Genomic DNA, 12,229 nt, shown 5'->3' on the forward strand with positions numbered 1-12,229 from the left:
GGTGCGGGCCCTGAGCACAATAGTTTACTCTGAGCAAGGTTAGGTGATTTCGTGGATGCGATCGAACTAAGGAATCAGAATTAAATAACTTACCATTTTTATTGTTCTTGTGGGATAGGCGGGAGAGCCCATCCCACAATTATGTGTAAATTATTTAATTCGCGATCCTAACGCCCATATTTGCCGAAAAACTATCAGCAGCAACCACCGCCGAAAACTTGCCGATGTCATTCAATGCGACGTTTTAGACCCTTTATTGAGGATAAAAACTTATCGGTACAAACTAGCCATTGCTACCGAAGTTCTCTCCCATTTCCCCTACCCCGAACAAGTCCGCTTATTCCTCGGCAAAATGTCCGATGCCGTTTTAAGTGGCGGGTTTATCTTATTTAGTGCTTTCTTAGTAGTAGACGGCTACGAACCCGATGAAATGGCAAAACAAACCGAATGCTAGGTTCTAAGATTGTCGCCCCGACAGCTCGACAAAGGAAATGTTGAAGTTAAAGCAATGGTGCGATCGAGCAACGACAGCCATGAATAAAATCGCCCGAAAATTTCGGTAGACTATCGCAAACTCTCCCTACGGCTACAACAACCTGGATATGCCGATTGAGGTGTTTGAGTCTCTCTTTGTGGGCCCTGCAAAGCTCCTTCCGGCTCCACACTCGTCGATCAATACAAAATCCCCAACCTCTTTCAGAAGTTGGGGATTTTAACCGTTAAGTTAACGACTCAAAGGGGATTGCCATAGATTTGACGATCGCTCGCATGGGTTTTCTCAGACTTCAACCGCGAAAATCGCCTGCTAATCCCCTTTAAAGCGGTATTCAATACCGCAGGAAATCATTACTTAGTGACACACATAAATCCTCCCTTCACAAACTTAGGTTTGGAGCCTAGTGGACAGTCTTGCTCAGTAATGCTTCCCTCAAGTGGATTCACTGAGGATGACGGTGTACTCGTTGCCGCTGCGGGCGCAGAGGAAACGCCCAAGAAGTTTGGTAGAGGATCACTCCCGTTCCGACCCACCGCAGGCAACTCTAGCAATGTTGTGGTCGCTTGCCCTGTGCCATCGTTTGTAACGGCGTTCTGATCTCCGGGATGGCCATTCGTAACAAACAGTTGTGGATGATCGAACGGGGCACGCTGATAGCGAACGCGATCGTCCGTCAGAGATACAAGAAATGCGACCAAAGACGTTTTCTCTTCCTCGCTAAGTCCCAAGTTCTCGATGTCAGGATCGAGATTGTCAATGTTGTTCTCATGAAAATCCCCGCCTCGATTGTAGAAATCAACGACCTGTCGCAAGGTAAGTTGTCCACCATTGTGGAAGTAGGGAGCAGTCAACTCCACATTCCGCAGTCCGGGCGTTTTAAATGCACCGTCGGCAGCAATGCGTTCATTTGCACCGACGGTTTCATTTGGAGTCGCATTTAGTAATGATGTAAACAGTCCTTTTGCAGCTAGGCGCGATTCTGAAAGTGGATTGCCGAAAGGATCTTTGCCGCCCACGCCCAAGTCTTCCAAAGTGGGTCGAACGCCAATATTGTAGAAGCCATTGTCATAGACAGCTTCTCCACCATTTCCCATCGTCATCCGTTCGAGCCGTTCATTCTGCACATTTTTGACGGAGGCGTTGGTAAATTCAGCCCCACCGTGACAGTTGATACACTTGGCTCTACCTTCAAACAGATCCTTGCCTTGCTTTTGCTGTACAGTCAGCGCGTTGCTGTTTCCCTCCATAAATTGATCAAAGGGTGCATTGTTAGAAATTAAGGTTGACTCGTACAGTTGAATCGCTAATCCCATAAACAATGAGAAGTTGTAGTCCATCAGAGTGAACTCATCAGTTGCCAACGCTCCTTGCGGCTGCTTGAAAGACCGAGTTCCAGCAGCATCAACCTTGATGATTTGCTTCGAGTCCCACCACTGTGGCTGAAACGCATCCTGAACCATTGTTTCGTAACTTTTCTGTTTGAGTCCGGGCTTGGGCCAACTGCTGAATGTGCCCAGAACGCTGTCTTCGGGATGCACAAGCTGTTTGCTAAGCGGCGGTAGCACCCTCAGCTTTTTACCCGTGTCTCTAGGCAGCTTTTTGACTTTAATGCTACCGAACTTCTGCCCGATATCAGGAAATACCCGACCCGTTGCCGATTCTTCAACAGAGCTTAGCGGTGGACCAACTGCCTGCGACGCAAGCGATGAATTCTTCAGGCTAATTTTCACCTGCTGCAATGCAGATTGTTTGGTTGGTGCTTTCAGGACAAAGGCAGCTTTGTCTCTTGACCCAAACGGATTCACACCATTAAATTCGTTTTGGGCCCGTCCGTCCCAAAAGTTGCGGAAGTTAAAGACAGCGTTAATTGCGCTGGGCGTATTGCGATCGGTAACCTGACGCACGTTGATGCCCTTGACATTAAAGACCGGATCGGGCTGAACCTCTACTTGATCGATCGCACTACCAGGGACAATATCGATGAATTTTGTCAGACTTACCCCTTGAGATCCTGCAATATCGTTGCTGTCAGCTAGAACTTGCGAGGAGCGATCATTAATGTTTGCCAGTTTGTGAAACGGATAGTCTCCTGGCTTCAGCACATAATTAGGAGCACCCCCTATGTTAAAGGTGGTGTCTGGATTTGGCTCACCGCTTGCAGTTACCCGCAACAGCCCTGGGCTGATCTGGTTCTTAGCACGAGTATCAACTCCAGCGTGAAAGTGGCAACTGGCGCAAGACTGATTTCCGTTGCTGCCAACCTGCAAATCCCAGAACAGCGATTTTCCTAAGACAATTGCAGCCGTTTTGTTTTTGACGAATTCTCCTAAGTTTGATGGCTCAGGGACTGCTACGGTTTTAAGCGAAGCTAGCGGTTGAGATGGTCCGGTACCAACGAGTTGAGCCGATACACTGTGTCCGGCTAATATGGCAACAGCGACAACAGTAGCGATCGCCATAGTGTTGCTTGTTCGCTTAAGCAACCGGGCTACCAACCGGAAGAGATTGGTTAGATGAACCCAAATGAAAGTTTTCAACATTTTGCTTGTTTGTTTGGCCCCTAAACAGAGTTGTCCAAAACAGAGTCCTCAAGTGCTTGAATAGCATTCTGATTGTAAACTTGAGACTGCTGTGGATATGTTGCTTAATATTATCTGAAAATTTGGTGAAAAACCCCGTCCCTTGATGACGAGTTTTTTCCATTTTTAAGTAAAACAACAAATCCATCTTCACAAATTAATATAGAATAACTGGCTCTCCTGAGTTTGTGGTGATAAACAAACCGCATATCCTTACTCCAAGGGCATCACAGAATCGCGAACAGTTGTGTTTGATACCGTATCCACCATAAACCCAGGAGAGCCGTATAACTAAATCAGACAAGATGTAAAAACCTACCTCCGGACTGGGGGAAAGTCTACGCAAAAAAAAAAATTGAGGAGATATGACTACGCAGCTATGCTGCAAACCTAGTCAGCGAAAGTAACCCACGCTTACGCGGGATATTAAGACACAAAGGTCTTAAGAATATCGCTGGGAGCATATCACTTCTGTAGTGACTAATGATACTCATGCAGGTCTTCGCTGATTACCAATTAAGCCGTTCAAGTAAGCACAAAGATGAGCTAATACTTGTCCCCATGTTCTGATTTCCTACTCGCTCCAGATATTTTAATTCGTCTGCTTATAGCGGTTCTCACAAAGGTGAGGTATGCTTTTAGGCACGATGCCCGATGCTTTTAGGCCCGATGCTTTTAGGCCCTATGCCCAATTCCCAATTCCCACTCCTAGCACCTCATCTTTGTGAGAAAGGCTATATTTGCTTAATGCCTGATTCTACCGCTCCCGAACCAATAGAACAGATGCCATCAAGAGAGAAAACTTCATAGTTGATAATCCTTTCTTTGTGCTTTTCCTGCATATTTGCAAAAATTCACTGCTGCCTTTTTCTTGAGCTTTGTAAATAGAGCTACCGCACTCTCTATATTCCCTTTCCACAAGTAGGCTTCTGCTTGCTTGAGTCGCTTAATTGAACCACTTTCTGAAGATTTTCAGTGAGATGATACCAACCGAGAATTTCTCTTCTCTCCTGTTCACAAGTGATTTCCTTAAATATATTCCACACTCCATCATTTCCATCACCTAGGCAAGTTACAGGTTTTGCTAGCGGTTGTTTATTTGCCCAATCAATGATGATATCATTTTGATTGAAACTAGCCACTATACCAGCTTCTGACACAATTGCTTTATAGTCTTTCCATTCAGATTTTTGCCCTTTAGGTACCCTCAGTCGTACTTTTCCACCATCTGCACTTAGCTCCTCGATATCTTCTGTTGATATCGGTTCGCTGAAGTCTTGATAATGTACTAATCTTTGTTGTGTTTTAGCCGGAACAGTCACTTTCGTTAGATACTTAATATCTGGGGCGGGATGCTTATAAGCAACATTTGCACTCAGTCTTAAGCAAGTGTTTTCTAAATGTGGACTCAACCTACTAGCACTACCGCAGCCTAGTTTATCTGCTTGCTTCTGGGTGATACTTAAATTACTACCGGGTACTTTTTAAATTTTTGATTATTCCGGCTTTTGTACCGCTAGCTGAGCAGATAAAAAAAGCCGATATGTGGTGTCACATGAGTCAAAACTTGGTTGCTCACGAGTTCAATATCCAATATCTTCTAATGTCTGCAAGGAATCATGATTACAGTTATCATAAAATATGGCATAAATAGCATCTAGATGTGTGTTAATTATCTGTTGTTGTTCAGGTGTCATGATTATATATCCAGTGGGAAGAGATGATAATTATCGCCTATTATACTGATGCTCGGTAAAAAAGTCATGGTGGGTTTACGAGTATTTATACTTGTCGCAAAAGTGACACGCTCCGGAAATCGCTCCTGTCCTCCACATCATTAGTAGGGTGCGTCAGATTGTAGCTTGTCGATTTTTGATAAAGTCACGCATTCTGACGCACCCTACGATAATTTGGCGCGGTTGAAAATCTATTTTTCCACCTCAGAGGCGCGCAGTTGTCCGCAGGCGGCATCTGCTTCTAAGCCGCGAGAATACCGCACGCTAACTGCAATTTTCTTCTCTTTCAAAACCGCAACAAAATTGTTGATTCGATTGGGAGTCGGACGCTGATATTCAGCTTCTTGAATCGGATTGTAGGGAATCAAATTGACGTGACACTGAAAACCGCGCAACTGAGTTGCTAACTCGGCTGCGTGTTCTGGTAAATCATTTACGTTTGCTAAGAGCACGTATTCAAAGCTTAATCTGCGTCCGGTCGATCGCACATATTCCCGACATTCTGCGACTAACTCGCCCAAAGGATAAGGGCGGGCGCTGGGAATCAACTCTTCGCGCAATCTTTGATTGGAAGCGTGGAGGCTGACGGCGAGGGTAATTTGCAGTTGATGTTCGGCTAGTTGGGTGATGCGATTGCGGATTCCGACTGTGGAAACGGTGATGTTGCGCTGTCCAATTCCTACGTCTTGATTCAAACACTTGACAGCAGCTACAACGTTGTCGAAATTCAGCAGGGGTTCGCCCATTCCCATAAATACGATGTGGCTGACTCGGCGGCCGAAATCTTGCTGTACTGTCAAGACTTGATCGACGATTTCGTTTACTTCTAAGTTGCGCTTGAAACCGCCTTTACCCGTAGCGCAAAAGTCGCAGCCCATCGCGCAGCCAACTTGGGCTGAGACGCACACTGTCAGCCGTTTTTCGGTGGGAATGCCGACTGTTTCAATGATTTGACCGTCTGCCAATTTTAAGAGATACTTGACGGTGGAGTCTGGTGCGACCGATCGCCAATGAATAGTCGATCGCCCGATCGGGATTTTCGCAACAGTCTCGCGCCACTGTTTCGAGAATACAGAAATGTCAGAGATCGATCGCGCCCCTCTCTCATAAATCCATTGGTACAACTGCTTCCCGCGATAAGCTGGTTGTCCCTGCTGCTGTACCCACTCCGTTAACTCAGCTAAATTCGCCCCCAGCAAGGGCGGAATTTTACCCGACTCAACAGCCAAAGCAGCAGTCTTGCGGGACTGATTCGCACCCTTGGAATTACCAGAAGAGTACACCTGAGAAACGGAACTAGGGGACATAAGTCATCACAAAATTTAAAGCCAACCTCTATATTAAAACTTCTCGACCAAAGCTGCCGGTAATCATCCTAAAGAAGACCGGGCGGTTGAAACCGCGTCTATACAGACAAAACCCACCTCCGTGGGTTGAAGACCGGGCGGTTAAAATTACTTTGTTTTCTTTACACCGCGGAGGCGGACTTCGTTCGTGTAGACGCGAATTCTATTCGCCGTCTGATCTTTCTTTAGGAATGAAAATTTAATAACTTAAGCGATTGCTCGTTACCAGGCTCTGCCTGGTAATGCAGATAGGCGAGGCTCTGCCTCCTTCGAGGAAAGCAACTTACAGGAGAGAGGACGGTAGGAGGTGTTTAAGTTATTAAATTTTCGACCCTTACACCGCGGAGGCGGACTTCGTTCGTGTAGACGCGAATTCTATTCGCCGTCTTCGTTCGTGTAGACGCGGTTTCAACCGCCGTCTGATCTGACAAAAATATCCGCAAAAAGTTATTTTTCGGCAAAATTCCCCAAAAATTGCGTGTAAATGACCGCAGCCCCCTAAAATAAACTCTGGAGTTTATTTTAGGGTATGCAATCTGACAGCTTTCCATCACAATTAATGCAAATTTTATGGTGCTAAATATTCTGGCGCTGCCCTTAGCGTTTCAATTTACATCGCCAGGCCCGATGATCTTTCAACTCGGCCCCGTAGCCATCCGTTGGTACGGGCTGTTGATAGCTTCTGCTGTCTTGATTGGGGTCAGTCTGTCCCAATACTTGGCCGCCAAACGCCGCGTCAACCCGGAATTGCTGGGCGATTTAGCAATTTGGCTGGTTCTGGGCGCTATTCCTTGCGCTAGAATTTACTACGTGGCTTTCGAGTGGTCGCAATACGCCCAGAGACCTGAAGATATTATTGCGATTTGGAAAGGCGGAATTGCTATTCACGGGGCAATTTTGGGCGGCACGATCGCAGCTTTAATTTTTGCGAAAATCCAGCGGGTTTCTTTTTGGCAATTGGCAGATTTAGTCGCGCCTTCGGCAATTCTCGGTCAGGCGATCGGACGGTGGGGAAATTTCTTTAACTCCGAAGCTTTTGGTGGCCCTACAGATTTGCCTTGGAAACTCTACATTCCGCCAAACAGTCGCCCGATCGCCTACGCTAATTTTGAATACTTCCATCCCACATTTCTCTACGAATCCCTGTGGAATTTGACAGTATTTGGGTTGCTGCTGACTTTGTTTTTCCGCGATTTGCAGGGAAAAATTCGCTTGAAAACAGGTGCTTTGTTTTTGGTTTACATTGCAGCTTACAGTTCCGGCAGAGTCTGGATTGAAGGGTTGCGAACAGACAGTTTAATGTTCGGAGCGCTGCGGGCGGCGCAGATGGTAAGCTTGACTGGGATTGTGTTAGGTTTGGGCGGTTTGGCTTGGCTTTATTTGCTCGATCGACCTTTACCAGATGTAGTTCCACAAAATGTAGTTCCACAAAATGTCGATCCCAAATCCCCAGACGATCGATAAAAAACCCCAGAGAGGTTAGTCTCTAGGGTTCAAAACCAGGGTGCATCTACCATCCCTTACTTCCAACCAAAATAGGTGCATCCGGAAGCGTCCGTAAATTTAGCAAATTTTTTAGCAGCAATGAGTTTGACAGAGATTGAAGCCTTAATTCCACAGGTATACATTGTAGGTGCAGGCCCGGGAGACCCGGATTTGTTGACTGTTAAGGCTCAAAAATTACTGGCTGCGGCCGATGTCATATTATTTGCCGATTCCCTAGTTCCAGAGCAAATTTTGCAGGGAGTGCGCGCGGATGCTGAAGTGATCCAAACGGCAGATAAGACTCTTGAAAAGATTGTACCTTTGATGGTGGAGCGAGTGCGCGGTGGCAAAAGCGTCGTCCGCCTCCATTCCGGCGATCCCTGTCTCTACGGCGCTGTGGGCGAACAAATGCAAGCTTTAGCCGAGGCGAGAATTGCTTTTGAAGTCATCCCCGGAATTAGCGCTTTCCAACTAGCCGCCGCTAAACTTAAAATTGAGTTGACAGTTCCCGGAGTTGTGCAGACAATTATTTTAACCCGAATTAGTGGCCGCACCGAAGTACCGGAACGCGAAGAATTGGCGAGTTTAGCGGCTCATCAAGCGAGTTTGTGCCTGTATTTGAGTGCGCGCCATGTCGAACAAGCTCAAGCTAAGTTGATGGAACATTACGCCTCTGATTTGCCTGTGGCGATTTGTTATCGGTTGGGTTGGCCGGATGAGAAAATTGTGCTGGTTCCTCTTGACAAAATGGCGATCGCCACCCGCGAAAATAATTTGTTCAGAACGACAATGTATGTAATTAGTCCGGCTTTGGGTAAAGAGGCCCAAGGGCGATCGCGCTTGTACGATCCAGAGTACGATCGGCTGTTTCGTCAGTAGTCAATTGGCAGTTGGCAGTAGTCAGTTGCAATTACCAATGCCCAATAACCAATAACCAATAACCAATAACCAATAACCAATAACCCATGAAAGATTTAACTCGCAGACAATTTATCACAGTCACCGCACTAACCGCCGGATTTGCCTTAGCCGTTCATCCTATTTCTTTGGCAACTATTACCACAGATACAACGGGTTTAGTTGCAGGCGAAGTAAAAATTCCCGTGAAAGACGGCTCAATTCCAGCCTACAGAGCAATGCCGGCCAGCGGTAGCAACTTTCCCGTAGTTTTAGTAATTCAAGAAATCTTCGGAGTTCACGCACATATTCAAGATGTTTGCCGCCGTTTTGCCAAATTAGGTTATTTGGCGATCGCCCCAGAAATGTTTGCCCGCCAAGGCGATGTTTCTAAACTTAGCGACATTGAAGAAATTAGAAAAGTAGTTTCAAAAGTTCCCGACGCTCAAGTCATGTCCGATTTAGATGCTACCGTCAATTGGGCACAAAAGTCAGCCAAGGGCAATATTAATAAGTTAGGAATTACCGGATTTTGTTGGGGAGGCAGAATTGTTTGGTTGTACGCGGCGCACAACCCGAAAGTCAAAGCAGGCGCAGCTTGGTACGGGCGCTTGGTTGGCGATTCTACGCCTTTAACTCCAAAACAGCCGATCGACCTTGCAGCAAGTTTGACAGTGCCAGTATTGGGGCTTTACGGCGGCAAAGACGACTTAATTCCCAACGATACAGTCGAGAAAATGCGGCAAGTTCTCAAAACTGGCAGCAGCGGTTCCGAAATCGTGGTTTATCCAGATGCGCCCCACGGTTTCAACGCCGACTACCGCCCGACTTACCGGGAAAAAGCAGCCAATGATGCTTGGAAAAAGCTGCAAGATTGGTTTAAAAAGCACGGAGTTGTTTGAGAGTTTTGAGCAAGGGAGTCAGCCAGTTGACAGTTAAAAATATCGTCACTGGTAACTCCACCCAAAATCAAGCAATTTCTTGCTGCAATCCCTCACTGGATTTAGCTTTCATGCTGAATGCGGCCACACCAACCACCAATATCAAAACAACAATTGTTCTCCAGTGAATCAAAAAAGGTAGACCCGCAGTTAAAAATATCCGTCTCGGAAAAAATAGCAGAAAAACTAAAGCCATACTGCTGATAAAAGCTTTGCGATTATTGCTGCAATACAGCCACAGCGATGTCAGAATCGGGAACAAACCTACATAATCGTAAACGTGAGTATATCCCAGAAAAGTAAAGGATATACCCATCAGCAAAGCCAACACATCTTCGCGATTAATTCTATTGCGAAACAACCACAGCACAACCGTTAAAATCAGCGCCACAATCTTGATCCCCGGTATCTTCAAGCCTAAGGAAGCAAAAAGACTTTCCATGCCAACTTTATCTTGAAACCCCGGTTGATTGAAAGGCAAAGAACTATAGCTGTCTAGAATTCCTTGGTGCCAAGCTGACAACATCCCGAGGGGCCCACCGTAGAGCACCAATGGGTAAGCGCTCATAATTGTCACCGTTGCGAAGGCTACAGCTAATATTTTCCAGTTGCGTTCTAGCAAAAACCAAATACCCAGCAATAAGCATAGTTGCGGCTTAAAACTGGCTAAGCCCAAACAGATTCCTGCCAATACAAATTTTTGCCGTTGGCTGAAGAACCAAGCAGCCATTGTCGCAGCAAAAGCGATCAAAGCAGTTTGACCCATCCATACCACGTGGGCAGTGAATGGGTTGCCAATAATCATCGCACTCATTACCCAAATGCCGAGTTGATTTTCACTATTATTTTGACGTTGGTTGAGGGTACTAACTGTCATTGCAATAATAGCTGCGATTGACAGCAAGTTGAATGAGAGCCAGACAAATTTGGCAACTGAGTAATCGAAAAGACCGACAAACATACACAATACGGCTGATTGAGGAGGATAAAAGAAAGCCGCATCTTTAAGGTTGTCAATTTCCTTGACTGCCACTACACTTTTAGTCAGCAGATCGTGGTTGTAGGCATTTAAATTCATCAGCCAAGCACGTCCAGCAGCGTAAAGAACGCCACCGTCACCATTGAGTTGACCATCTCTGCCAATCCCTATTATGCCGAAACAAATTAGAGATAATATACTGACCGCTAAAAGACCTAAACCAAAGTTCCGATTAAAGGATTTTGTCATCTAAAAATCTCCTGGTTTGTTAACAGACTTAGCGACTGCATTCGGATTGCAAAATTGATAGCTAAGGTTTTAACACAGTATATACTTAGTTGTCAAAAGATTCGCGCAACTAAATTTAAAACTCCTGGAAGATTTAAGTTAATAAAAATAAATGTTGCGGGAGTAGGACATTTGGTATCGAAAAAACTAAGATTGGCAATCTCAACAGTCTCGGTGCGGCCCGATCGCCCGATCGACAGTTGGGTTTGCGGGTTCTCCAAAAGGTAAACTGGAAGATGTAGAATTATCGATCGACAGGTAAGCCCGTGCTAGACGAACAAGCGAAAAAGACCATCTTGCGGAAAATCCCCCACGGATTGTACATTTGCGGTGTCAAAGACGGGGAGGAAGTCAACGGTTTCACCGCTAGCTGGGTGATGCAATCTTCCTTTACCCCTCCCTTAGTCGTCAACTGCGTCAAGCAAGACTCGAAATCCCACGCCATGATTAAAGCCAGCGGTGTGTTTGCTTTGAGTTTCCTAGAAGCAGGACAAAAAGAGTTAGCCCAAAAATTCTTTAAGCCCCAGCGCCGGGTTGAGAATAAATTTGAGGATGTAGAATTTTATCTAGGCCCCGAAACTGGTTGTCCGATTATCTCCGACTCTCTCGGTTACATTGAGTGCAATGTTGTTGGTGCTGTGGAACACGGCGATCACACGGTTTATGTCGGTGAAGTTGTGGCCGCCGGCGTTCACCGCGAAGGCGATCCCTTGCTGTTAGAAAGTACCGGCTGGAATTACGGCGGCTAACAACTTGGCAATTGACAGTTGTCAGTTGTCAGTTGACAGTTGACAGTTGTCAGTTGTTAGGCGATTGACAATAGATAAAAAATCGGCGACAATCTTGTCGATGTTTTCGGGAGTTAAAATTGGCACGTGGACGAAAATACATTTAGCCGGAAGTTGAGCATCGGTAAGGTGTTTTAAAATTGCGTAATAAAGAGCTTCGCAAACAAATTTTCCGGCATCGTCACTGATTTCAGTGGCGGGTAAATCAGCAATTAGCTGTTCGAGATTTACTGCTGTTTTGAGAATATCGCGATCGCAGCAAGCGCAAGATTCTACAGTTAGTTTTTGTCGGCTTTCGGCCATGCCGCAGCAGATGACAGTATCTGGTTGGATTTCGTTGATTTGGGCGATCGCCAAATTCGGCGCTAGTTCAGCATCAACGGGCAATTTCCTCAAGTAAGTCAGTGAGTAAGGCAAAGATTGAATTTGAGAAAGCTTCGCTAATAAATCGTCAGAAGAGTTGGATTTCTGATGGGGAAGCCAAGTATCAAATGATGTTAATAAAAATTTTGTTTTCATAAATGATTGGGAATTGGGAATTGGGAATTGGGAATGGGGAATGGGGAATTGGGAATTGGGAATGGGGAATTGGGAATTGGGAATTGGGAATTGGGAATTGGGAATTGGGAATGGGGAATTGGGAATTGGGAATTGGTCATTGTTAGCTGTTGACGAATAACGAATAACGAATAAC

At 45.8% G+C, this 12,229-nt stretch carries 11 protein-coding genes; 6 read left to right on the forward strand and 5 right to left on the reverse strand.

The annotated features are described in order from the left end of the window. Positions 1-256 precede the first annotated feature (256 nt). Complete coding sequence (locus IQ270_RS31345; protein WP_228056607.1) at positions 257-454, forward strand: hypothetical protein; 198 nt, start codon at positions 257-259, stop codon at positions 452-454. 392 nt (positions 455-846) lie between these two features. On the opposite strand, the gene IQ270_RS23025 is transcribed toward IQ270_RS31345, so the two are convergent. From IQ270_RS23025 to rlmN, 3 genes are all read right to left on the reverse strand, one after another. Continuing rightward, positions 847-2,955 carry a cytochrome-c peroxidase gene (locus IQ270_RS23025; RefSeq protein WP_228056608.1) on the reverse strand — a complete coding sequence of 703 codons (2,109 nt, stop codon included), beginning with the start codon at positions 2,953-2,955 and terminating at the stop codon, positions 847-849. A 1,022-nt stretch (positions 2,956-3,977) separates the two neighbouring features. Continuing rightward, positions 3,978-4,397 carry a hypothetical protein gene (locus IQ270_RS23030; protein ID WP_193975527.1) on the reverse strand — a complete coding sequence of 140 codons (420 nt, stop codon included), beginning with the start codon at positions 4,395-4,397 and terminating at the stop codon, positions 3,978-3,980. A gap of 605 nt (positions 4,398-5,002) precedes the next feature. Next, the gene (rlmN, locus tag IQ270_RS23035) at positions 5,003-6,118 is read right to left on the reverse strand and encodes a 23S rRNA (adenine(2503)-C(2))-methyltransferase RlmN (RefSeq protein WP_228056609.1); all 1,116 of its coding nucleotides are present in this window, start codon (positions 6,116-6,118) and stop codon (positions 5,003-5,005) included. 609 nt (positions 6,119-6,727) lie between these two features. Between rlmN and lgt the strand changes: the two genes are divergently transcribed. From lgt to IQ270_RS23050, 3 genes are all read left to right on the forward strand, one after another. Beyond that, positions 6,728-7,621: a prolipoprotein diacylglyceryl transferase gene (gene lgt / locus IQ270_RS23040; protein ID WP_193975528.1), complete on the forward strand. Its 894-nt coding sequence runs from the start codon at positions 6,728-6,730 to the stop codon at positions 7,619-7,621. 120 nt (positions 7,622-7,741) lie between these two features. Further along, on the forward strand, positions 7,742-8,521 hold the full coding sequence (cobM, locus tag IQ270_RS23045; protein WP_193975529.1) for a precorrin-4 C(11)-methyltransferase: 780 nt from the start codon (positions 7,742-7,744) through the stop codon (positions 8,519-8,521). 86 nt (positions 8,522-8,607) lie between these two features. Further along, the gene (locus IQ270_RS23050) at positions 8,608-9,441 is read left to right on the forward strand and encodes a dienelactone hydrolase family protein (RefSeq protein WP_193975530.1); all 834 of its coding nucleotides are present in this window, start codon (positions 8,608-8,610) and stop codon (positions 9,439-9,441) included. 67 nt (positions 9,442-9,508) lie between these two features. On the opposite strand, the gene IQ270_RS23055 is transcribed toward IQ270_RS23050, so the two are convergent. After that, a complete protein-coding gene (locus IQ270_RS23055; protein WP_193975531.1) occupies positions 9,509-10,708 on the reverse strand; it encodes a glycosyltransferase family 87 protein in 1,200 nt (399 codons plus the stop codon). A gap of 305 nt (positions 10,709-11,013) precedes the next feature. On the opposite strand from IQ270_RS23055, the gene IQ270_RS23060 reads away from it, so the two are divergent. Further along, complete coding sequence (locus tag IQ270_RS23060; RefSeq protein WP_193975532.1) at positions 11,014-11,496, forward strand: flavin reductase family protein; 483 nt, start codon at positions 11,014-11,016, stop codon at positions 11,494-11,496. A 21-nt stretch (positions 11,497-11,517) separates the two neighbouring features. Here the strand turns inward: IQ270_RS23060 and IQ270_RS23065 are convergent, their stop codons facing one another. Continuing rightward, positions 11,518-12,054: a peptidase C15 gene (locus IQ270_RS23065; RefSeq protein WP_193975533.1), complete on the reverse strand. Its 537-nt coding sequence runs from the start codon at positions 12,052-12,054 to the stop codon at positions 11,518-11,520. Positions 12,055-12,056: 2 nt separating this feature from the next. On the opposite strand from IQ270_RS23065, the gene IQ270_RS23070 reads away from it, so the two are divergent. Further along, the gene (locus IQ270_RS23070) at positions 12,057-12,200 is read left to right on the forward strand and encodes a hypothetical protein (protein WP_193975534.1); all 144 of its coding nucleotides are present in this window, start codon (positions 12,057-12,059) and stop codon (positions 12,198-12,200) included. The last annotated feature ends 29 nt before the right edge of the window (positions 12,201-12,229 follow it).

The sequence above is a fragment of the Microcoleus sp. LEGE 07076 genome (genome assembly GCF_015207455.1).
In the GTDB taxonomy this organism is placed as follows: domain Bacteria; phylum Cyanobacteriota; class Cyanobacteriia; order Cyanobacteriales; family Microcoleaceae; genus Microcoleus.